Below are 23470 nucleotides of genomic sequence, written 5' to 3'. Positions count from 1 at the left end.
CTCACGTGGCGACCGCGGCACCGGCGTCGCTTCGGTCCCGCGCCGGTCGTGCGGTGAGGAAGAGCGCCGTGACGGCGCTGGTGGCAGCGCCCGGGTCGGCGTCCGCGATGGCATCGAAGAGTGCCTCGTGCTCACGGGTGGAGTCGGCGTCGTCGAAGGCCGACTCGCGCTTGCGTTCGGTGAGTGACTGCACGAGCGACTCGCCGAGCACGCGCCAGAGCTCGATCAGCATGTCGTTGCGGGTGGCCGCGACGATGCGCTGGTGGAACGCGACGTCGGCGGCGGCGAACCCGGCGGCATCGCGGCGGGTGATGGCGTCGGCGCGCTGGTCGAGCAGGGTGCGGAGGGTGGCGAGGTCGTCGGGGGTGCGGCGCGCGGCAGCGAGCCGGGCGGCCTGCAGTTCGAGGGCCTCGCGGACGTCGCGCACTTCCTGGAGCTGGGCGCGCTGGCAGCGGGTGAGGAGCGACTCGGTGTTGGCGGTCCGGGCGGTGACGTAGGTGCCGTCTCCCTGCCGGACCTGCACGAGTCCGACGCGGGCGAGTGTCCGGATGGCCTCGCGGACGGTGGAGCGCCCGACGCCGAGCTGTGCCATGAGCTCCGGTTCCGCTGGCAGGCGGCTGCCGAGTGGCCATTCGGCGGCGGCGATGCGGGCCTCGAGCTGTGCGGCGGTGGCGTCGGCGAGGGACTGTCGGGCGATCGTGGACATGGCCAAACATCTGATGATCTGACGTGCGGCGCAAGCTGACGCGGTCGGACCAGACGGACGAGGTCGGCGCAGACGGGCTCAGCCGATCCCATTGAGCCCGTATGTACTTCCAGGCAAATTGTCCCGGTGCGATGGCCTGGGGGTCCCGACCTCAGGTCATCGTGCCGGGTACTTCCCGGGCAGGACCCACGGGCCGGAGCGCATGCACCCTCCCACCCGTGCCTCTCGACGAGCCCTGCTCGACGACGCGTGTCGCGGCGGTGCTGCCGCCCCTTCTGGATTCGTGCATGACCGAGACGCAGGAACGCTTCCTCCGCACCATCCTTGGCCGTGTGCCGCTCGACTCCGTGGTCGAGTTGCACCTGTTCCCGCCCATCCGGCGTGGCACCCTTGAGACCGGCGTGGCCGTGGTCGTGACTGCGCTCCCCCCCGAGCCGCCGACCCTCGTGGGCCCGGATACCGACATCGCCGCCGCCGACACCGGTGACACGCATTTCGGTGACACGCAAACCGGTGACAGTGCACCAATTGCCGCGGATGCCACCGCGGAAATCGGCGACACGGAAACCGGTGACAGTGCACCAATTGCCACGTCGGAAATCGGTGACAGTGCACCCATTGCGGTGGACGACACCGCGGAAATCGGTGCCACGGAAATCGGTGACAGTGCACCAACGGAAATCGGTGACAGTGCACCAATTGCCACGGATGCCACCGCGGAAATCGGTGCCACGGAGATCGGTGCGGAAATCGGTGACAGTGCACCCATTGCGGTGGACGACACCGAAGCCGCGCATCTCGGTGACAGTGCGCCCATTGCCTCGGACGACGCCGAATCCGGTGACCCTGCGCCGGTTGCCGCGACGGATGCCGACGGCGCCGACGACTCGCCCTGCGCCGACGAACCAGCGTCCGCCGATGCGCCGCCAACCACCGCCACCGCCGCGCAGGACGACCGCCTCACCATGACCGATGCCGCGCCCGACGGTGCCGCCACGCCCGCTCGTCGTCGCATGCGCATCTCCACCGCCAGCTACCGCCACACCATCAAGGGCGTCGAACGCGGCAAGTGGAGCGTGGACCTCATCGAGGAGGCGGATGCGCCGCTGGAGGCGGTGGAGGCGGTGCTGCGCGGCGTGCGCCATCGCAGCAGTGAACCGGCCGACCCCGAGCTGATCCCGCACGACGTGCTGGCACACCTGGTGGCGCCGCTGGCCGTCGCCCCCGCCGCGTAGCGCGGACCGCATCGGGTGGACCCGCGCAACGATCTGGACCGGTTCCGCGCCTACCTGCGGCAGCACAACCTGCCGATCACGCCGCAGCGACTCGCCATCGCCTCGCTCGTCCTCGCCTCCGACCAGCACCTGTCGGTGGAGGAGGTTGCCACCGGGCTCGCGCAGCAGGGGGACAACGCCGGCACGGCCACGATCTATCGCACGCTCGACCTGCTCGTGAAGAGCGGCCTGGTGGTCGAGCGCGACTTCGGCGAGGGCTTCCGGCGCTTCGAGCCGGCGCGGGGCATCCCGCACCACGAGCACATGCTCTGCAGCGTGTGCGGCCGCGTGGACGAGTTCCGGGACGAGCGCCTCGAGCGCATGACCACGCTCATCGCCGAGTCGCACGGCTTCAGCCGGCAGCGGCACCGCCTCGTGATCTACGGCGTGTGCGCCGAGTGCCAGCGCAGCGGCGGGCCGCGTTAGCCGGTGTCCCGGCGCCACCTGACGCCAGCCACCCCACCGGTCACGCGGTCGCACGCAGCAGGGCGATCAGGCGCTCACCGCGTCGATCTCGTCCGACACCTGCTGGCGCCGCAACAACTGCCAGTAGCGCCCGCGGGCTGCCACCAGCGACTCGTGCGTGCCCTGTTCCACGATGCGCCCCTCATCCAGCACCACGATCCACGATGCATCGCGCACCGCACTCACCCGGTGTGACGCGATCAGCGCCGTGCGCCCGGTGAGCTCGTCGCGCAGCCCCTGCAGGATCGCCGCCTCGGTGCCGGTGTCCACCGCGCTCAGCGCATCGTCCAGCAGCACGACCTGCGGATCGCGCGCGAGCGCCCGCGCGATCGCGGCCCGCTGCTTCTGCCCGCCGCTGAGGTTGATGCCGCGTTCACCAAGCAGCGTGTCGTAGCCGTCGGGCAGGTCCACGATCGCCGCGTCGAGCTGCGCGACGCCGGCGGCCGTGCGTGCGGCGTCCTCGTCGTTGCCGCCGTAGGTGAGGTTGGCCATGATGGTGTCGCTGAACAGCACCGATTCCTGCGGCACGTACCCGATGGTGGAGCGCAGCGCGGCCAGGTCGAGGGTGTCGGTCGGCACGCCGTCGAGCAGGATCTCGCCCTCCTGCGGGTTCCAGAAGCGCGGGACGAGGTCCATCAGCGCACTCTTGCCACTGCCGGTCGCGCCGACGATGCCGACGGTGGCACCCGCCGGCACCGAGAAGGAGATGTCGCGCAGCACCCAGCGCGGCGCGTCACCCTCGGCAGCGGGGTAGTGGTAGCCGACGTGGCGGAACTCGAGCGCGCGTCCGGCGCCCGCATGCGCGGGCAGTGCCGCGACGGTGGCCGGTGAGGTGACCGACGCGGCCGCGAGCAGCACGTCGTTGATGCGCGCCATGCTCGCGGCGCCGCGTTGGAACAGGTTGATCACCCACCCCAGCGCGATCAGCGGCCAGGTGAGCATGCCGAGGAACAGGCCGAACGCGACGAAGTCGCCGACCGTCATCTCCTGCCGCAGCGTGGCGGCACCCCCGATGCCGAGCACCGCGACGGCGCCGAGGCCGGCGAGGAGCTGCAGGCCAGGGGACATGAGCCCGTAGAGCCGCGCCAGGCCCATGTTGCGCCGCAGGTACTCGTCGTTGAGCGCCGCGAAGTGCGCCGCCTCGGCTGCCTCCTGCCGGAACGCACGCACGATGCGGGCACCGCTGATGTTCTCCTGCGCGTGCGTCGTCATCACGCCGAAGTGTTCCTGGACGGCCTCGAACCGTTGATGTATCAGGGAACCGAGCACCGCCATGACGATCGGCAGCAGCACCATCGGCAGCACCGCGATGGCGGTGAGATGCGGGCTGATCCGCAGCATGAAGACCAGCGCGAAGAGCCCGCCGGCGATGGTGTTGACGAGGTACATGATGGCCGGACCGGCCACCATGCGGACGGCCGAGAGGTCGTTGGTGAGGCGGGCCATCAGGTCGCCGGTGCGGTTCCGGCCGAAGAAACCGGCGTCGAGCGTGACGAGGTGACGGAACATTGCACTCCGCAGGTCGTACTCTACCAGGCGACTGATGGCATTCAGGATGTTCCGCATCTGGAACCTGAGCACACCCGTGACGAGGGTGATGCCGACCATGGCCGCCGCGATGTCGTACAGGTCGCGTGGCGGGGCACCCGCCTGCAGATCGTCCACCGCACGGCGCAGCAGCCACGGGATGGCACTGGCAATCGCGCTCGATCCGATCACGCACGCCAGGCCAAGCGCCATGCGTGCGCGATACGTGCGAACAAACGGCACCAGTGCACGCAAGGCACGGAGACTGCTGGTACGAGGCTTGCTCATCAGGACGGATGGCGTGACGACGACAGGGCCACACCCGTCGTGGCGCGACCATCTGCACAAGGAGACAACATGCGATCCACTGAACTTATTCCACGCGCCATGCGTCCGCTGACGGCGGTCGCCCTGTTGACACTGGCGGCCTGCGGCGACCGGGGCCGCGCAGACGACGCGTCGCGTGACGTGGCACTGACGACGGATTCCGCGGCGCGGCCGGCGTTCGCCGACACTGCGACGGCGATGTCCACGGTGCCGCCGGTGGATGCCCCCACCGCGCAGGCGCCGCTCACGGCAGGTCGTGCGCCGCTGGAGCGCGCCGAGCCCGATCCCGCCACGGCGCCGGTGACGAGGGCACCGGTGACGAAGGCCCCGGTGCGCACGCCGGTTCCGTCACGCGCGCCGTCGACACCGGCGCCGGCCGTGACCCCCGCGCCCGCGCCGACGCCCGCACCCGAGCCGGTTCGCGCGACCGGCACCGTCGCGGCGGGCACCAGTTTCACGGTGACGAGCGGCGCGAAGGTCTGCTCGAACACGGTGGCCGTCGGTGATCGCGTCACTGCCACCACGTCGTCGCCGATCGACGCCAGCAACGGCGTCAGCATCCCCGCCGGTGCGCGCGTCGGGCTGGTCGTGACGAAGGCGAAGACCTCGGCCTCACAGGGTGACGCCGCGGAGCTCGCGTTCGACGTCCGGAACATCACCTTCGGTGGGGACACCTTCACGGCCAGTGGTGAGGTGAGCACGAGCGCGGTGGTGATGGAGCGCAAGGGCGGCGACGGCCGGAAGGTGGCCATCGGCGCGGCGGCCGGTGCGGTGATCGGCAACATCGTGGGTGGCGGCAGCCGTGCGCAGCGCACGGTCGTCGGCGCCGCCGCGGGTGGTGCCGCCGGCGCCGTGGCGGCTGCGGTCACCGGGGATCGCCTCGCCTGCCTGCCCGAGGGCTCGGCGCTGACCGTGCGCCTCGGTGCTCCCATGACGGTGCGGAACTGACCGGCCCGCACTGAGACCACACCGCTTCCGACGGCGCCCTGCCGGTCCGGCCACCATCGGCCGGCGGACAAGTCTCCCGCGCGCCCGTGTCTGCCCCTGCAGATGCGGGCGTGTTGCGTTCGGCACCAGTCGCGCCGGGCGCGCGACGCGGGGGGCGCGGATGCGCCGGCCGCCCGACCGTGCTTGGTTTCCGGTGCCGGAGTAAACCGTCCGGCTGGCACCGGCGTCTGATGGCCGGTCCGGGGAGTTCCGCCCCCGGTGCACCCCTCCCTCGCCCGACCGATTCCGTGCGTCTTCGCCACCTCGCGCTGTCCTGGATTGCCGTGCTGTCGATGACGTTCGCGCTGCCGGCAGGCGCCCAGCAGCTCGATGTGATCCGCGGCCTGGTCACGGGCCCGGACTCGATCCCGATCGCCGGTGCGCGCGTCACCGCCACCTCGCTCTCCGGGTACGTCAATCGCAGCGCGCGCACCGACACGCGCGGCCGGTTCACGATCACCTTTCCGGGCGGCGAGGGCGACTACTTCGTGACGGTGACGGCGCTCGGCTTCGCGCCGAAGCGGTTCGAGGTGAAGCGCACGGCGGACCAGGAGGTGCTGCTCGCCGACGCACGACTCTCGCGCACCGTCGCGCAGCTCGACGAGGTGCGCGTGATCGGTGACCGGCCGCGCGCCACGCGCGACGACCGGACCCCCGACATCGGTGGCAGCGAACGGAGCGTCAATGGCGGCAACGTCGCCGCAGGACAGGCGGGAGACCTCGCCGCGATGGCGGCGTCGCTCCCCGGCGTGACGATGGTGCCTGGCGCCGAGGGTGATCCGTCGGGGTTCTCGGTGCTGGGGCTCACGCCCGACCAGAACAACACCACGCTCAACGGGCAGAGCTTCGGCGGCGCGAACCTGCCGCGCGATGCCGGCATCCAGAGCGCGCTCGCCACCTCACCCTACGACGTGTCACGCGGCGGATTCAGCGGCGCGCAGTTCCAGCTCCGCACGTCGGGGGGCTCGAACTTCAAGGTGCGCTCCACGAGCCTGAACGTGGACGCACCGGCGCTGCAGTACACCGACGCGTCGGCGCGCGCGCTGGGGCAGGAGTTCAGCAACCTGTCGCTCGGCGGGCTGGTCGCCGGCCCGATCCGCCCCGACAAGGCGTTCTACAACCTCTCGTACCAGTTGGGCCGCCGCAGCAACGACCTGCGCACGCTGCTCAACACCGGCGCCGACGGCCTGCTGACGAGTGGTGTCTCGCCTGATTCGGCGACGCGGCTCTTGGGCATCCTGTCGGCGCTCGGCATCCCGGCCCGGCCGGCCGGGAATCCGCAGGTGCGGCACGGCGACCAGGGGCTGCTGTTCGGCTCCATCAACGTCGCGCCCCCCGGGTCACGCACCGGCCAGGCGTTCACCATCACCGGCAACGCCTCCTGGAACCGTACCTCGCCGGTGAGCGGCTCCGTGACCGAGCTGCCGTCGCACAGTGGCGAGCGCACCAACTGGAACGGCGGGCTGGCCGCCAGGCATTCCGCGTACTTCAGCAGCGGCATCCTCACCGAGACCAACGTCAACCTCAGCGCCTCGCGCAACGCCGGCACCAGCTTCCTCGAGCTGCCGAATGCGACGGTGCGCGTGAACTCGGCGCTGTCCGACGGCACCGAGGGGCTGCGGTTGCTGTCGTTCGGCGGCAACCCCTTCCTCGCCACGAGCCAGGAGAACGCCAGCACCGGGGTGCTCAACACCCTGTCGTGGTTCTCGCGCTCGAGCCGGCACCGCGTGAAGCTCACCAGTGAACTGCGGCGCGACATCTTCCGCATCGACCAGACCACGAACCGGTTCGGCACCTACAGCTTCAACTCGCTCGCCGACCTCGAGGCGGGACGCGCCGTGTCGTACACGCGACAGCTCGAACCGCGGTTGCGGAGCGGGGGACAGGTGGTCGCCGCCATGTCGCTCGGTGATGCCTGGCGCCGCAGCAACGACCTGCAGGTGCAGTACGGCGTGCGCGTCGATGCCAACCGGTTCGATCGCGGGCCGGCGGCGAACGCCGACATCGAGCGCCTCTTCGGCACGCGGAACACCGCAGTCCCGAACCGCGTGTACGTGAGCCCGCGGGTCGGCTTCAGCTGGACGTACGGCACCGCACCGCAGATCGGCGGCTTCGACGGCGCGGTGCGCGGCCCGCGGGCGGTGGTGCGGGGCGGTGCGGGCGTGTTCCAGAACACGCCACAGGCCACGCTCCTCGGCCAGGCGCTGGACAACACCGGGCTCGCCAGCGCGGTGCAGCAGCTTGGCTGCTTCGGCGCCGCCGCGCCGGTGCCGCAGTGGGGCACCTGGCTCACCGACCCGTCCACCATCCCGGTGCTGTGTGCCGACGGGTTGCAGCCCACGTCGTTCTCGAGCATCGCGCCGAACGTGACGCTGTTCGACGCAGGCTGGAACGCGACGCGCAGCCTGCGCTCGAACCTCCAGTGGAACGGTCCCGTGCTGCGCAACCGCTTCAATGCCAGCATCGACCTCACCTACTCGCGCAACCTGAACCAGCCGGGCACGTTCGACCTGAACTTCGCCGGCGAGACGGGCTTCTCGCTGGCCGAGGAGGCGGGGCGTCCGGTGTTCGTCCCGGTCGCGAGCATCGACCCGGCCACCGGTGCCGCTGCCCCGCGCGACTCACGCGTGTCGCAGCTGTTCAACGTGGTGAACGCGAACCGCTCCGACCTGCGCAGCGAGTCGCGGCAGGTGAGCGTGCGACTCAGCCCGTCGACGTTCAACACGCGCGTGCAATGGAGCCTGGCGTACGTGTACGGCAACGTGCGCGAGCAGTACCGTGGCTTCCAGAGCACCACCGGCGACCCGCGGGCCATCGAGTGGTCGCGCTCCGGCTTCGACACGCGGCACCAGTGGCAGTACTCGCTGAGCTACAACGCGTTCAACACCGTGCGGCTGGCCTGGTTCGGCAGCATCCGCTCCGGCAGCCCGTACACGCCGGTGGTGGGCGGCGACGTGAACGGCGATGGGCTCCAGAACGACCGCGCCTTCGTCTTTGCCCCCTCGACCGGTGGCCAGCTGGCCGCCGACATGGGCGCGCTGCTGGCCGGTGCCGGTGCCGACGCGCGCGACTGCCTCACCCGGCAGCTCGGGACCCTGGCCGCGCGCAACAGCTGCCGCGGGGCATGGACGCAGAACGCCTTCCTCAGCCTGTCGTTCAACCCCCTCAAGCTGCGCCTGCCGCAGCGCGCGACACTCTCCCTGCAGGTGAGCAACCCGCTCGGTGCCGCCGACCTGCTCCTGCACGGCTCCGGCAAGCTGCGGGGCTGGGGGCAGCCAGCGCAGCCGGATGCCACGCTGCTGTACGTGCGCGGCTTCGATCCCGGCACGCGGACCTTCCGCTACGAGGTGAACCAGCGCTTCGGGGCCACGCGACCGGCGGTCACCACGTTCCGGGCCCCGGTCACCGTGACCGCGCTGATGCGCTTCGACCTCGGCCCGTCGCGCGAACGCCAGGTGCTCACGCAGCAGCTCGACCGCGGCCGGCGCACCCCTGGCCAGAAGGCTCCCGAGCCGCAGCTCCAGGCGATGTACGGCGGCGGTGGCGTGACCATCAATCCCATGGCGCAGATCCTCCGCCAGTCCGACTCACTCCAGCTCACGGCGCTGCAGGCCGACAGCATCGCGACGATGAACCGCAGCTACACCATCCGGCTGAGCCAGATCTGGGCGCCGGTGGTGCGGGAGTTCGCGCGCCTGGACGACCGCTACGATCACGACATCGCCTTCGGGCAGTACAAGCGCGCGCGCGAGGCGTCGATCGACGCGCTGCGCGTGCTCGCGCCGGCCGTGCGCGGCCTGCTGACGGCAGACCAGCGGCGCCGGCTGCCCACCCTCGTCGCCAGCCACCTCGACCTCCGCTACCTCGCCTCCATCCGGTCCGGCACCGTGGGTGGCAGCGAGTTCGGTGGCGGATTCATGGGCGGCGGCATGAACATTCCCCAGGGTGGTGGTGGCCAGACCATCATCATCCGTTGACCTCCTCGCCCCCGCTCCAGGTGCTGCACCCATGATGCTCCATTCCCGTCGCACGGCGCGGCGCCTCGCGCTGCTCACCACCGTCGCGAGTGTCACCGTCGCCGCGCAGGCGCTGCCACCGGTCCGCGCGCTCGGGCCGGTCACGCGCGTGTCACCCGCCGATGTCCTCGGCAGCGTCTCGGCGGTGCGCCCGCTTCCCGGCGGCCGCGTGCTGGTGAACGACATCACGCGCCGGCAGCTCGTGCTGCTGGACTCCGCGTTCGCGCGTGAGGCCATCGTCGCCGACACCACCGCCGCCACCGCCAATGCCTACGGTGCACGCGCCGGCGGCCTGATTCCATACCGCGGCGACTCCTCGCTGTTCGTCGACCCCGCCTCCCTGTCGATGCTCGTGATCGATGGTGGCGGCAAGGTCGCCCGGGTGATGGCCGTGCCGCGCCCCAACGATGCGCAGTTCATGGTCGGTGGACCGTTCGGCACGCCGGGCTTCGACAGCAACGGGCGCATCGTCTATCGTGGCTTCACGCTGCCCACCATGCCGCCGCCGCTCACCGGCGGCGAACGCACCTTCCGCGTGCCGGAACAGCCCGACTCGGCGCCGATCCTGCGCGTGGCGCTCGGCACGCGCACGCTGGACACCGCCAGCTTCTTCAAGATCCCGAAGACGCGCGCCAGTGTCACGCAGGGGGACAACGGCCGCATCTCGGTGACGATGGTGATGAACCCCATGCCGGTGGTGGACGACTGGACGCTGCTGCCCGATGGCACCCTCGCCGTGGTGCGCGGCGCGGACTACCACGTGGACTGGCTCGCCCCGGATGGGTCGCGGACCAGCACACCGAAGATCCCGTTCGAGTGGCAGCGCCTGAGCGATGAGCAGAAGGTGGTGTTCCTCGATTCCGCGAAGACGGCGATGGAGGCGATGCGTGCCCGCGCGATGGCGAACGGTGGCGGGAATGTCGTCGTGGCCGCGGGCGCTGGCGGCCCGCCGGGTGGTGGTGGTGGTGGCGGTGGCGGTGGCGGTGGGATGGTGATGCGCTTCGAGGGTGGCCCACCTGGCGGCGGCGGCGCTCCGCCGGCCGGTGGCCCGCCGATGCAGCTGTCCATGCCCTCGGTGAACATGATCCCGCCGTCGGAGCTCCCCGACTACCGCCCCGCCTTCGGCACCGGCGCCACCCGCGCCGACCTCGATGGCAACCTCTGGATCCGCACGAGCAAGGTGCACGCCGGCGGCCCGGTGTACGACGTCGTCAACCGGCAGGGCGTGCTCGTCGACCGTGTCGCATTCCCCTTCGGCCGCGTCATCGCCGGCTTCGGCCCCGGCATCGTCTACATGGGCGTCCGCGACGACACGGGCGCCCGGCTCGAGGTCGCACGCATCCGCTGACTGCAACTGCTTCGACGCAAAGACGCTAAGGGCGCGAAGGACGCAAAGGGTCTTTCCCACGGCGAGGGTCGCTGAGCCTTTCAGCGCGGGTACTTGAGGGGAACTGCGACTGCAGAGCAGTTCCCCTCGATTTCGATGCTGGAGCTGCACCAGCCGCTGCCCTACGCGCGTACTCTTCGCGTCCTTCGCGCCCTTTGCGTCTTTGCGTCGAAGCAGTTGCAGTAGCTGTTGCTAGTAGCCGATCGCAGCGCCGAACGCGCGCGGCTCGGAGACCCCGTGCCAGCCGCCCTTCACGCGGCGGATGGCGTTGACGTTCGCGATGCCGCCGAGGAAGCCGACGGTGTGCCCCATCGCGCGGAGCGAGTCGACGGTGGCGGCGGGAAAGCCGTTCGTCTCGAGGCGCAGCTCGTCGGGGAGGGCCTGGTTGTGGATGCGCGGGGCGCGCATGGCATCGGCCAGCGGCATGCCGAACTCGATCACGTTCAGGATCACCTGGCTGGTGGCCGAGATGATGCGCGGGCCGCCGGCGGCGCCGGCCACCATCTGCACCGTCCCCTGCGCATCCAGCACCACCGTCGGTGACATCGCCGAGAGCATCCGCTTGCCCGGCTGGATCGCATTCGCCTCACCCTGCACCAGCCCGAACATGTTCGCCTTCCCCGGCTGCACCGCGAAGTCGTCCATCTCGTCGTTCATCATGAAGCCGACACTCGCCAGGTACACGCCGCTGCCCCACGAGTTGTTGAGCGTGGTCGTGGTGGCCACCGCGCTGCCGTCGCCGTCCACCACCGAGTAGTGCGTGGTGTGGATCGCCTCCGCCATCTGCGCCGTCGTCACGGGCGTCGGCGTCGCCTTGGTGCGGTCGATCTGGCCGAAGAGCCGCGCGGCGTAGTCCTTGCTCGTGAGCTGCGCCATCGGCACCGGGAAGAAGTCCGGGTCCGCCAGCTTGCTGTTGCGGTCGATGAAGGCGCGCTGGTACGCCTCGCCCATCAGGTGGAGGTAGGCCACGCTGCCGAACGCCGGCATGCGCCGCTCGTGCTCGATGATGTTCATCGTCTCGGCCATGGTCACGCCGCCCGATGACGACGGCGGCATGCCGACGAGCGTGTAGTCGCGGTACGTCCAGACCAGCGGCTTGCGCCAGCGCGGCGTGTACCCCGCGAGGTCGGCCTTCGTGATGATCCCGCCACCGCGCTGCTCCTCGGCGGCGATGCTGTCGGCGATCCAGCCACGGTAGTACACGTCCGCCCCGTCACGGGCGATGGCCTCGAGCGTGCGCGCCAGCACCGGCTGGCGGAACGTGGAGCCGATCGCCGGCACGCTGTCGCCGGGCAGGAAGACGCTGCGCCCGGCGAACCGCGTGATCAGCGCGCGGCTGCGCGAGATGCTCGTGTTCAGCCCCGAGTCGATCACGAAGCCGTCACGCGCCATGCGGAGCGCCGGCGCCATCACCTGCGCGCGGGGCAGCCGCCCGTACTTCGCGTGTGCCGCGAGCAGCCCCGCCACCGCGCCCGGTACCCCGCTCGAGCGCCAGCCGATGATACTGCCGTCGGTGGTGCCGTCCGGCTTGAGGTACATGTCGCGCGACGCGGCCAGTGGTGCGACCTCGCGGTAGTCCACCACGTCGCGCCGGCCATCGGCCATCTGGATCACCATGTAGCCGCCGCCGCCGATGTTGCCGGCCTCGGGCCAGACCACGGCCAGCGCGAACCCCGTCGCCACGGCGGCATCGACGGCGTTCCCGCCCTGCTTCATCACCTCGGCACCGGCCGCACTGGCCAGCGGGGCGTTGCTGCTCACCATCCCATGCTCGGCGAAGGTCGCAGGGGCGTTGGTGGCGAACCGCCAGCCGTCAGCGAAGACCACCGGGTCGCGCCGCACCGAGTCCTCGCGTGCACCGGTGACGACCGCGGCCGGTGGTGCCGGGATCGGCGCTGGTGCCGGACCCGCGGGCTGCGGTGCGCGGCAGGAGGCGGCCAGCAGCGCGGCGGCCACAGCGGCGAGCGACCGGCGGGTCGAGGGAGGCAGGAGCATCGGCGGTGTCGGTGGAGGTGTCGGATGGGCAGGCACGACCTGTGCACAGACACCCTCCGGTGCCCGGACCGTACCGCTGGTCCAGCTCGCCGGGGGTGTATGTTTGCGCAACCGGAAGCTTACCCGGGCACTCGTGGGGCCGACAGCGCAGGCACGCGCCCGCCGGTTCCACGCTTCGCTCCATCCCGCACCGCGTGCCAGACCAGCCCCACACCGCCCCGGCCGTCCGGGACCCGCGCATCACCGAGCAGCGCAACCCGCGCTCCGTCGCGATCGACCTCGCGTCGCCGCTCGAGATCGTCGACATCATCACCGCCGAGGATGCGGGCGTCGTGCCGGCGGTCGTGGCGCAGCGCGAGGCCCTCGCGCGTGCGATCGCCGCCGCGGAGCAGGCGTTGCGCAGCGGAGGCCGCGTCATCTATGCCGGCGCCGGCACGTCGGGACGGCTCGGTGTGCTCGACGCCAGCGAGATCCCGCCCACCTTCGGCGCCGGGTTCGACCTCTTCATCGGCCTCATCGCCGGCGGTCCGCCAGCGCTCCTGCGCGCGCAGGAGGGGGCAGAGGACAGTCCCGAAGGCGGCGCACGCGACCTGGAGGCCGTCGGCATCGGCGCGCATGACTTCGTCGTCGGGATCGCTGCCAGCGGCACCACGCCGTACGTGCACGGCGCCCTGCGCCGCGCGCGCGCCGCTGGTGCCACCACCGGCATGATCGCGTGCACCGCGCTGCCGGCCGCCATCCTCGACGCCATCGACATCCCGATCGTGCTGGTCGTCGGCCCGGAAGTCGTGACGGGCTCCACCCGCATGAAGTCGGGCACGGCCACCAAGCTCGCGCTGAACATCATCAGCACCGGCGCGATGATCCGCATCGGCAAGGTGTACGGCAACCTGATGGTGGACCTGCGCGCCTCCAACGCCAAGCTGGTGGATCGCAGCGAGCGCATCGTGGCCGAGGTCTGCAGCCTGGATCGCGCGGCGGCACATGCACTCCTGGCCGCGGCGGGTGGCGTCGTGAAGCGGGCGATCACCATGCACCTGCTCGGCGTCGATGCCGCGGCGGCCGACACAGCGCTCGATGCGGCGCAGGGTGTCATCCGTCGTGCCGTGAACCGTCCGCCACCGGCGATTGCCGGCGAGGGGCGCTGATGGCCACCGATGCGCCCCTGTCGGCCGCGCCGGTGATGGTCGGGCTGATGTCCGGCACCTCGCTCGATGGCATCGCCGCGGCGGTGGTGCGGTTCCATCCCACCCCGGACGGGCACCGGCCGGAGCTGCTGGCGTTCGAGTCGGTGGCGTACACCCCCGAGCAGCGCGCGCGCCTCGCCGCCGGCATGGTGCAGGGGAGTGCGCGCGACTTCTGCCGCCTGAACGTGGACCTGGGCCACTGGCTGGCCGATGCGGCCGCGCTGGTGATGGCTCGCGCCGGGCTCACCGGCCGCGACGTGGCCGCCGTGGCGTCACACGGCCAGACGCTGTGGCACGAGCCCGGGCACTCCACCTGGCAGATCGGTGACGCCGCTGTGCTCGCCGAACGGCTGCAGGCGCGTGTGATCCACGACTTCCGGAGCCGTGACGTGGCGGCCAACGGACAGGGCGCTCCGCTGGTGCCGCTCGCGGACCTGCATCTCTTCGCCGCGGCCGACGGCTGGCGCGCGCTGCAGAACCTGGGCGGTATCGGCAACGTCACGGTGGTCCCGCCTCGCGGCAGCCGCGAGCCGGCGCTCGCCTTCGACACCGGGCCCGGCTGCGGCGTGATCGATCGCGTGGTGGCGGCGCTGGTGCCGGGGCGCCACTACGATGAGAACGGTCTCATGGCCGCGGCCGGGACGCCCGTGGAAGCGGTGCTCGAGACCCTGCTGGCGGACGAGTGGTACGCCCTCGAGCCGCCCAAGAGCACCGGGCGGGAGAAGTACGACGCGGCGTACGTGGCGGACCTCGTCGCGCGCTGCCGGGCGGCATCGGACGCCGTCACCGATGCCGACATCGTCGCAACCGCCACCGCGCTCACCGCGCGCACGATGGCCATCGGCTATGACCGCTTCGTGCGTGCAGGACTCGTGGATGTGGTGCTGTCCGGTGGCGGGGCGCGCAACGCGGAGCTCGTCAGGCAAGTCCGGACCGCCCTCCCATTGCGCACGGTGCGTACCTTCGACGAGTTGTTTTTCGACGGCGAGGCCAAGGAGGCGGTGGCGTTCGCGTACATCGGACTGCAACATCTGTTGGGACAGCCTGGGAACGTGCCGGCGGCGACCGGCGCCGATGGCCCCCGGGTGCTCGGCGTCCGCACGCTTCCCTGATGACCCGCCAGCCCTTCACCTGCCGACCGCCGTTCGGCCTCGCCATGAGTGCGCGATTCGCTCCCCAGCAGCAGGTCACCGATGAGTGAGGCCGCCTCGCTGTGCATTGCGGCCATCCGCTGGGATGCCGCACGAGGCTATGGCGATGCGCGTCCGCACATCGATGCTGCGCTCCGCATGGGTGTCGGCGGGTTCACGCTGTACGGGGGCACGCCGGAGGCGGTGCGGGCCCTCACCCGCGACCTCCAGCAGCGCTCCCGCACGCCGCTGCTGATCGGCGCCGACATGGAGCGCGGTGCCGGCCAGCAGTTCGATGGCTCCACCGGCCTGCCACCCGTCGCCGCGATCGCGTCGCTGCGTGACCGCGATGCCGTGCGGCGCGCGGCGCGCCACACGGCGCGTGAGGCGCGGACCATGGGTGTGAACTGGAACTACGCCCCGGTGGGTGACCTCGACGTCGAGCCGGCGAACCCGGTGGTGAACACGCGCTCGTTCGGCGCGCAGGCCAGCGAGGTCGGCGACTACGTGGCCGAGTTCATCGATGCCTGCCAGAGCGAGGGGGTGCTGGCCTGTGCGAAGCACTTTCCCGGCCATGGCCGCACTGTCGAGGATTCGCACCTCACGCTCCCGGTCGTGAGCACACCGCACTCGGTGCTGATGCAGGACGACCTGCTCCCGTTCCGGTCGGCGATCGACGCCGGTGTGGGCTCGATCATGACGGCCCATGTGGCCTACACCGCACTCGACCCGAGCGGCCAGCCCGCCACGCTGTCACGCGAGATCCTCACCTGGGTGCTGCGCCAGCGCTGCGAGTTCGAGAACCTGATCGTCGGTGACTCGGTGAACATGCAGGCCGTGCTCCAGGGCATCGACGAGGGCGAGGCGGCGGTGCGGGCGGTGATCGCGGGCTGCGACCTCGTACTGGCCCCGGGTGACCTGCAGCAGTGCGTCACCGCGCTGGAGGCGGCGGTGGCCGATGGCCGCATCGAGCGCGACCGGCTGCGGCAGTCGATGCGCCGGCGCCTCAAGTGGGCGCAGTGGGTCTCGCCGCCGAACGACTACCGCCGCCCCTCGGGCACCGACGTGCTCTGGTGCGCGGGGCTCGCCGACCGCGTGCTCAAGGTCGTGCGTCCACTCACGCGCGGCATCCGGGCGCCGATCGAGCTCTGCTCGCTGGACGGCGACAAGCGCGACGACCTCCGCGCGCCGCGCGCGCCGCTCGTCGACGCGCTCCGCCAGCTCAGCGTGGACACGCGCGTGGCCGAACGCGCCGACGGCCCGAGCCGCGGCACGGTGGTGATCACCGCGTTCGGTGAGCCGGTGCAGGGCCGCGGGTCGCTCGAGGTGGCGCCGGCCGTCCGGGATGGCGCGATGCAGCTCTACGCCGACGCCCGCGCCGCCGGCCGTGATGCGATGATCATCTGGTTCGGGCATCCGCGCCTGGCCGGTGCCTTCGGGGACGAAGCCCCGCTGCTCTGCGCCTGGAGCGGTGACGGCTGCATGCAGTCCGCGGCCGCGCGCTGGCTCGCGCGCCAGCGGGGCTGAGTGCCGCCGCTCAGCTGAAGCCGAACTTCCAGATCGCCCAGGCCACCAGCACGAGCACCGCGAAGATCGCCACGTAGACGTACGCCTTGCCCGGGTCGCGCGGTGGCACGACCGGCGGCGCTTCGGCATGCCGGTCGTCGGTCACGCCCTGCACACCCATCGCCGGTGTCGGCGGGCGTGTCACCGCCGGCACCGCGCCGCTGCGCATCCGGCCGCGCATCCGGTCCAGCGTCGGCGCGCCGCTGTCGGGCAGCGGATAGGTCTGGTGCCCGATCTCGCGCTGCAGCAGGTCGTGCGCCGGCAGCCCGTCGCCGCTGAACTGCGCCACCACCACCGTGATGTTGTCGTGGCCCCCCTCGGCGTTCGCAGCGGCGATGAGGTGCTCGCACGCATCCTCGGGATCGCTGCTGGCGCTGACGATGCGGGCGATGTCGGTGGCGCGCAGGTGCGTGGTGAGGCCGTCGCTGCAGAGCACGAGCGTGTCGCCGGCGGCGAGCGGCTGTTGCGTGAAGTCGGGCCGCACCGTGCTGTCCGGACCGAGGGCCTGCAGGATGATGTTGCGGCGCTCGCTCACCTCGGCCTGGTCAGGTGTCATCTCGCCGGCCTCGATCAGCTGCTGCATCAGGGACTGGTCCTTCGTGATCTGTCGCGCGGTGCCGTCGCGCACGATGTAGGCGCGGCTGTCGCCCACCTGCGCCAGGTAGAGCGAGTTGCCGAGCAGCCCGGCGATGGTGGCGGTGGTGCCCATCCCGGCATGCTCCGGGTGGGCGCCGGCGTAGGCGAAGATGCGGTGGTTCGCCGTGTCGGCCGCATCGCGGATCGTCTCGACGAAGGTGTCGGTGTCGCGCGCCTGCCCCTGCATCCACTGCGCCCGGAAGGTGTCGAGCACGGCCTCCACCGCCATCGCGCTGGCGATTTCGCCGGCCGCTGCGCCGCCCATCCCGTCGGCCACCACCAGCACCACCCCGCGCAGGCCGACGTCGATCGTCCCGTCGGCCACGTCGTCGTGCGCCTGTCCGCTCGAGAGGTCGAGGAAGGCGAAGGCGTCCTCGTTGTGGTCGCGCGTGATGCCGACGTCCGTCCGACCGGCCAGCCGCAGTCGCACGCCGGGGCGTGGCACGGGCACCTCGGACGGCGTGGGGTGGGTCATGACGGGCACATTCGGCGCGTGAAGAGGGTGAGGCCAGCGTTCCGGTCGCGCGCTCGCCCCCTCCGGACGTGGCGCGCGTACACAGAAGCTAGGACGGCGCGCATGAGACGGTCAAATCGGAGGGGCCCGGCGCAGCGCTACGTTTCTTCATGCTACGCACCCTGCTCCGGCCCGGTTTCGCGGGACGCCCCGCCGTGCGGCCGCTGTTGCTCGTGGTCCTCCTCGCAGGGTGCGCGGGCCGCACCCCCGCCACCACCGGCCTGACCCCGGCAACGGCGCGGCCACTGCCGCCCATCCCGCGTGCCGACGGGCCGCTCGCGATCCGCATCCAGTACCCGTCGCCGAACGCGCTCATCGCCGCCCGCGACTCGACCTTCCTGCTCGGCACGGTCCGGCACGGCGGTGCCACCCTCACCATCAACGGCGCGCCGGTGTCGGTGCGTCCGAACGGGGCCTTCCTCGCGTGGGTGGCGATGCCGCCGCGCAGCCGGCCGCAGTTCGAGGTGGTGGCCTCCGTGGGCGACGCGGCGCCACAGCGGCTGGTGCTGCCGATCCGCCTCCCGGCCGAGCGCCTGGCGCCCGATGCGGCGCGCCCGCCGTACCACGACACGGCGTCGGTTGTGCCGCGGGGCGGGCTGGTGCTGCGCGATGCCGAGCCGGTGCGCGTGGCGGTCCGGCTGGCCGCTGGCGCGCGGGCGGAGGTGCGGCCCACGCCGTGCGGCGGCGGGCCGGCGCCGGTGCTCCCGCTGCTGGCGCCGGAGGGCGGCGGCGAGACCGTCGCCCGCGACGTGCGCGCGGCAGCGCTGCGGTGCGGCGCCGTGCTGGCGGTCTTCGGCCGCGGGGACAGTGTTGCCGTCACGCGCACGCTGCCACCGGTGGCCGACGGTGATTCCCTCGGCCTCGTGCGGGTGGGGCAGGCCAGTGCGGACAGTGATGCTGTCGTGATCGCGCGCCCGGTGCCGGGCGGCACCTACCGCTGGTTCCTGCTGCCCGGCACGGTGCTGCGCGCCACCGGCCGCCAGGGGGACGCCGTGCGGGTGCAGCTCGACAGCCGGCTCGAGGCCTGGGTCGACGCGCCGTCCGTCACCCCGCTCCCCCCCGGCACCGTCGCGCCACGACGCACCGTCGCGAACATCCGGCTCGTGCCGGGCCCGGGATATGTGGATCTCATACTCCCGATGTCGGCGCGACCCGCGTATGCCGTGGAGGCCGAGGGTCGCACGCTGCGGCTCACGCTGCACGGCACCACCGGCAACACCGACATCGGCTGGTTCCAGCGCGGCGACTCGCTCGTGCGCGACCTGCAGTGGACGAACGACGCCAGCGACCGCGCGGTGTACACGCTGCAGCTCCAGCGCGAGGTCTACGGCTGGTTCGCGTGGTGGCGCGGGGACGCGTTCGTGCTGCGGATCCGCCGCCCGCCGGTGGTGGACGCCGGCAGCCCGTTGCGGGGGCTGCGCATCGCGGTCGACCCGGGGCACCCGCCGATCGGCTCCACCGGGCCGACGGGGCTCTACGAGGGCGAGGTCACGCTCGCCGTCGGCCAGCGCGTCGAGCGGCTGCTGCGCGAGCGGGGCGCCGACCCGTTCATGACCCGCACCACGGCGGCGCCGGTGCCGCTCGGCGATCGTCCCGTGATGGCGCGACGGGCCGACGCGGTGGCCTTCGTCTCGATCCACCTCAACGCGAAGCCGGATGGCGCCAATCCGTACCGCAACACCGGCAGTGGCACCTACTACTTCCACCCGCAGTCGGCGGGGCTGGCGCGCGCCGTCCAGTCGCGCATCGTCGCACACATGGGCCTGGATGACGAGGGCACCTGGTACGACAACCTCGCCGTCGTCCGCGGCACCTGGATGCCCGGCGTGCTGGTGGAAGGAGCGTACGTGATCGTGCCGGAGCAGGAGGCCGCGCTCCGCACACCGGCGTTCCAGGAGGCCTACGCCCTGGGCATCGTGGAAGGGCTCGAGGCGTGGTTCCGCACCCTGGCCGGACAGGCCCCGTGAGCGCCGTGCCGCCACCGCCCCGCGACGCGGCCGCGGCGCGTCGCGGGCCGCCAGAACTGGCGGACGGCGCTTTCGTGCATCCGACGGCGACGGTGTGCGGCACCGTCCGGCTGGGCCGCGAGGCGAGCGTCTGGACCGGCGCCGTGCTCCGCGGCGACACCGAGTGGATCACCATCGGTGACGGCTCGAACATCCAGGACCTGACCATGGTCCACGCCGATCCCGGCTTCCCGACCACCGTCGGTGCCGGCGTCACGGTAGGGCACCGCGCCATCCTGCACGGCTGCACGATCGAGGACGACGTGCTGGTCGGGATGGGTGCGATCCTCCTCAACGGCTGCCACATCGGCCGCGGCAGCATCATCGGCGCCGGCGCGCTGGTGGCCCAGGGGGTCGCGATCCCGCCCGGGTCGATGGTCCTGGGGATGCCCGGGAAGGTCGTCCGGGCCACCACGGTGACCGAGCGCGACCGCCTGGCGGCCTCGGCAGCCACGTATCGCCGGCTGGCCGTGGAGCACGCGGAAGGCCGGATCCGCTACCACGCGCCACCCGCCGACCGTTAGTCCCGCGGCGGGGCCGGCAGGGGCCTGCGCGGCCCGGTTTGCAGGGGGCTGTGACCGCCTGGCTCCGGTCTTGCTCCCATGCACGCCACCCCGTGGGACGACCGCTGGCGCCCCCGTCGCGGTCGGGGACGTGTCCCCGGGCAATGTCCACTGCTGTGGAGCGATGTGGACGGTGTGGAAAGTGTGCGGTCGCCGCCGCCGCGGGGCTCGGGGGACTTGCCTAAGTGGTTGTCCCGCATGATGATACACGGGATTAGGCGCTTCAAAGGATTCTCGGGTCTGTTGAAATGTGCCGCCGTCCGGCCCCCGGATCGTGACGCGGAAAACAGTACATTTGTGATCCGAAATGCGCTAAACTGTTCCTGTGAAGGGCGTTCGCGGAACGCTGGCGCGGACTCACGAAGGGCCGTAGTGTCCTGCTCCGCGCAGGTTGCCCGTCCGTTTCACCGTCGTGACGCAGCGCCGCGTCGTTTTTCGCCCTCGCAGCACCCGGTCGTGTCAGGTCGGCAGCAGGTGGTCGATGGCCAGCTGCCGGCCCGGGAGTGTCCCCGGCATCGGGGACATGCACCACCGGGCGGGGGTCTGAGGAAGGATGCGGCAGGGTCGTGAGCCGGGAACCGGCAGGGCAGGCAGGGGCAACCGAGGCGGATTCACATGCAGGAACGGCGCACGCAGGACCAACCACCCGTGGGGAGTGACATGACGACGGTGCTTTACCCGGAGACTCAAGTGTCGGCGATGTCGTCGGCCGCCGACAAGGCAGTGCGGAAGCGTGACGGCCGGACGGCCGACTGGGACCCGGAGCGCATCGTCCGGGCGATCGCGCTGGCGTTCTTCGCCCATCGCAACAAGGGCGCGGAGAACCCGCACCGGGACAACCAGGCCAAGCACTACGGCCTGAGCCTGATGGATCACGCCGAGGTGCTCCGCATCGCCGGCATGGTGATCAACACGGTCGAGCTGCGCGCCACGCGCGGCGTCCGCCCGTCGGTGGAGGAGATCCAGGACATCGTCGAGATGATGATCGCCGGCGCCGGCCACTTCGACGTCGCGAAGGGGTACGTCCTCTATCGCGCGAAGAAGTCCGATGCCCGCATCGCGCGCCACGGCGTCAGCGGCATCAGCGACTACATCGCGATGTCGAAGTACGCCCGCTTCCGCGAGGACCTGGGCCGCCGTGAGCTGTGGCCCGAGGCCGCCAAGCGCGTGTTCGACATGCACCGGGCGCGCTTCGCCCGCCTGCTCGACGAGGAGGCGTTCGGGCTGGAGCGCACGCTGGGGCAGCTCATCGACACCGCCGAGGCGGCGGTGCGCGACCGCAAGGCGCTGCCGAGCATGCGCTCGATGCAGTTCGGCGGCGACGCGATCGAGGTGAACAACGCCCGCATGTACAACTGCACCTTCGGCCACATCGACCACACCCGGAAGTTCAGCGAGGCGCTCTGGCTGCTCCTCAGCGGCACCGGCGTGGGCTTCAGCGTGCAGAAGCAGCACGTGGCGCGCCTCGCCCCGTTCCCGCTCCGCGCCACGGCCGAGGACCTGCCGGTGCAGCACTTCACCATCCCCGACACGATCGAGGGGTGGGCGGATGCGATGCAGGCGCTGGTGCAGAGCTACTACGACGGCACCTACGTGGAGTTCGACTTCTCGGAGATCCGCGCCAAGGGCGCGGTGCTGCGCACCAGCGGCGGCCGCGCCCCCGGCCACCAGCCGCTGAAGAAGGCGCTGGAGAAGATCCGCGGCGTGCTGGACGCGATCCCGGGCCGCAAGATGCGCCCGATCGAGGCCTACGACATCCTGATGTACGCCGCCTCGGCCGTCATCAGCGGCGGCATCCGTCGCTCCGCCACCATCGCGCTCTTCAGTGCCGATGACGAGGAGATGGTCAACGCCAAGACCGGCGAGTGGTGGAAGCACCACCCGCAGCGCCAGCACAGCAACAACAGCGCGATGCTGGTGCGCAGCGAGGCGACGAAGGAGGAGTTCATGGCCCTCTTCAACGCCATCCGCCAGTTCGGCGAGCCGGGCTTCTACTTCACCGAGAACGCCGACTACGGGGCCAACCCGTGCGTCGAGATCGGGCTCGCGCCGTCGCTGGTCGTGGACGAGGCCGCGGTGCTCAAGCTGCAGGAGTACGGCTACACCGAGCCGGTGGCGGTGGGCGACGTGGTCAGCGGCTGGCAGCACTGCAACCTGACCACGATCAACGGGCGCATGTGTGAGACGCCCGAGAAGTTCTACGAGCTGTGCGGCGTCGCCGCCACGATCGGCACGCTGCAGGCCGCCTACACCCAGATGAACTACCTCGGCGCGCCGACGCGGGTGATCAACGAGCGCGAGTCGCTGCTCGGCGTGAGCATCTGCGGCATTCTCGAGCGGCCGGACGTGCTGCTGAACCCGGCGGTCCTGCGCAAGGGCGCCGAGACCTGCGTGATGACCAACCGCGCCGTGGCCGAGACGATCGGGATCTCGCCGGCCGCGCGCGTCACCTGCGTGAAGCCGGAAGGCACCGCCAGCCTGCTGCTCGGCACCGCCAGCGGCATCCACCCGCATCACGCGAAGCGCTACTTCCGTCGCGTGCAGGCGGCGCGCACGGAGCCGGTCTACAACTTCTTCAAGGCCTGGAATCCGCAGATGACCGAGGTGTACGGCATGAAGGCCGACACCACCGACGTCATCACCTTCCCGGTCGAGGCACCCGAAGGCGCGATCCTCAAGAAGGACATCAACGCGCTCGACTTCCTGTCGATGGTGAAGCTGGTGCAGGAGAACTGGGTGGTGCCCGGCACGGCGCACGAGAAGTACAACCCGGGCCTCCGCCACAACGTCAGCAACACGGTGACGGTGAAGGATGGCGAGTGGGAGCCGGTCGCCGACTTCATCTGGGAGAACCGCGCCTACTTCACCGGCGTCAGCCTCCTCGCCGCGACGGGCGACAAGGACTACCAGCAGGCGCCGAACGAGGAAGTGACGACGCCGGCCGACATCACGAAGTGGAACGGCCTGACCTACTCGCCGGTCGACTACTCGCTGATGAGCGAGGCGGCGGACTATACGTCGCTGAAGGAGACCGTGGCCTGCGCCGGCGGGTCGTGCGACCTGGTGTGATCCGGACGCGGGTGTAGTGTGCAGGATGCAGGACGACGCGGGGGCTCCGGGTGGCGGGGCCCCCGTGTTGCGTCGCCCAACCCGTACAGCGCGTGACCATCTGTCCGGCCCGCAC

General features: G+C 71.4%; 15 protein-coding genes. 11 read left to right on the top strand and 4 right to left on the bottom strand.

The window, feature by feature from the left end; genetic code table 11:
- Position 1: 1 nt before the first annotated feature.
- A complete protein-coding gene (locus tag IT355_11710) occupies positions 2 to 706 on the bottom strand; it encodes a FadR family transcriptional regulator (protein ID MCC7053918.1) in 705 nt (234 codons plus the stop codon).
- 287 nt (positions 707 to 993) lie between these two features.
- Between IT355_11710 and IT355_11705 the strand changes: the two genes are divergently transcribed.
- Both IT355_11705 and IT355_11700 read left to right on the top strand, forming a co-directional pair.
- Complete coding sequence (locus IT355_11705) at positions 994 to 1941, top strand: hypothetical protein (GenBank protein ID MCC7053917.1); 948 nt, start codon at positions 994 to 996, stop codon at positions 1939 to 1941.
- Positions 1942 to 1956: 15 nt separating this feature from the next.
- Entirely contained in the window at positions 1957 to 2406 is a 450-nt protein-coding gene (locus tag IT355_11700; GenBank protein ID MCC7053916.1) for a transcriptional repressor, read from the top strand.
- A 66-nt stretch (positions 2407 to 2472) separates the two neighbouring features.
- Here IT355_11700 and IT355_11695 read toward each other — a convergent pair whose 3' ends face one another.
- Positions 2473 to 4260: an ABC transporter ATP-binding protein gene (locus IT355_11695; GenBank protein ID MCC7053915.1), complete on the bottom strand. Its 1788-nt coding sequence runs from the start codon at positions 4258 to 4260 to the stop codon at positions 2473 to 2475.
- Between the two features lie 69 nt (positions 4261 to 4329).
- Here IT355_11695 and IT355_11690 point away from each other — a divergent pair, with 69 nt between their 5' ends.
- The 3 genes from IT355_11690 to IT355_11680 all read left to right on the top strand — a co-directional run bounded on the left by IT355_11690 (position 4330) and on the right by IT355_11680 (position 10650).
- Positions 4330 to 5247 carry a hypothetical protein gene (locus tag IT355_11690; protein MCC7053914.1) on the top strand — a complete coding sequence of 306 codons (918 nt, stop codon included), beginning with the start codon at positions 4330 to 4332 and terminating at the stop codon, positions 5245 to 5247.
- 287 nt (positions 5248 to 5534) lie between these two features.
- Positions 5535 to 9263, top strand: a complete 3729-nt coding sequence (locus IT355_11685) for a carboxypeptidase regulatory-like domain-containing protein (GenBank protein ID MCC7053913.1) — start codon at positions 5535 to 5537, stop codon at positions 9261 to 9263.
- Positions 9264 to 9294: 31 nt separating this feature from the next.
- Positions 9295 to 10650: a hypothetical protein gene (locus IT355_11680; GenBank protein ID MCC7053912.1), complete on the top strand. Its 1356-nt coding sequence runs from the start codon at positions 9295 to 9297 to the stop codon at positions 10648 to 10650.
- Positions 10651 to 10881: 231 nt separating this feature from the next.
- Here IT355_11680 and ggt read toward each other — a convergent pair whose 3' ends face one another.
- Entirely contained in the window at positions 10882 to 12684 is a 1803-nt protein-coding gene (gene ggt, locus IT355_11675) for a gamma-glutamyltransferase (GenBank protein MCC7053911.1), read from the bottom strand.
- A 194-nt stretch (positions 12685 to 12878) separates the two neighbouring features.
- Between ggt and murQ the strand changes: the two genes are divergently transcribed.
- The 3 genes from murQ to IT355_11660 all read left to right on the top strand — a co-directional run bounded on the left by murQ (position 12879) and on the right by IT355_11660 (position 16528).
- Positions 12879 to 13832 (top strand): N-acetylmuramic acid 6-phosphate etherase, encoded by a 954-nt coding sequence (gene murQ, locus IT355_11670; protein ID MCC7053910.1) that lies wholly within the window; start codon positions 12879 to 12881, stop codon positions 13830 to 13832.
- Entirely contained in the window at positions 13832 to 14983 is a 1152-nt protein-coding gene (locus tag IT355_11665; GenBank protein ID MCC7053909.1) for an anhydro-N-acetylmuramic acid kinase, read from the top strand. Before murQ ends, IT355_11665 begins: the two co-directional genes overlap by 1 nt.
- Positions 14984 to 15064: 81 nt before the next feature.
- Complete coding sequence (locus tag IT355_11660; GenBank protein ID MCC7053908.1) at positions 15065 to 16528, top strand: hypothetical protein; 1464 nt, start codon at positions 15065 to 15067, stop codon at positions 16526 to 16528.
- A gap of 10 nt (positions 16529 to 16538) precedes the next feature.
- On the opposite strand, the gene IT355_11655 is transcribed toward IT355_11660, so the two are convergent.
- The gene (locus IT355_11655) at positions 16539 to 17678 is read right to left on the bottom strand and encodes a serine/threonine-protein phosphatase (protein ID MCC7053907.1); all 1140 of its coding nucleotides are present in this window, start codon (positions 17676 to 17678) and stop codon (positions 16539 to 16541) included.
- Between the two features lie 149 nt (positions 17679 to 17827).
- Here IT355_11655 and IT355_11650 point away from each other — a divergent pair, with 149 nt between their 5' ends.
- The 3 genes from IT355_11650 (at position 17828) to IT355_11640 (ending at position 23355) form a co-directional block, all read left to right on the top strand.
- Positions 17828 to 19684 (top strand): N-acetylmuramoyl-L-alanine amidase, encoded by a 1857-nt coding sequence (locus IT355_11650; GenBank protein MCC7053906.1) that lies wholly within the window; start codon positions 17828 to 17830, stop codon positions 19682 to 19684.
- Positions 19685 to 19689: 5 nt separating this feature from the next.
- Positions 19690 to 20247, top strand: coding sequence for a gamma carbonic anhydrase family protein (locus IT355_11645; GenBank protein ID MCC7053905.1), 558 nt, complete (start codon positions 19690 to 19692; stop codon positions 20245 to 20247).
- 699 nt (positions 20248 to 20946) lie between these two features.
- Positions 20947 to 23355: a hypothetical protein gene (locus IT355_11640; protein MCC7053904.1), complete on the top strand. Its 2409-nt coding sequence runs from the start codon at positions 20947 to 20949 to the stop codon at positions 23353 to 23355.
- Positions 23356 to 23470: the final 115 nt, after the last annotated feature.

The sequence above is a fragment of the Gemmatimonadaceae bacterium genome, assembly GCA_020851035.1.
Taxonomy (GTDB): domain Bacteria; phylum Gemmatimonadota; class Gemmatimonadetes; order Gemmatimonadales; family Gemmatimonadaceae; genus JACMLX01.
This window is presented reverse-complemented; position numbering and strand designations above follow the sequence as displayed.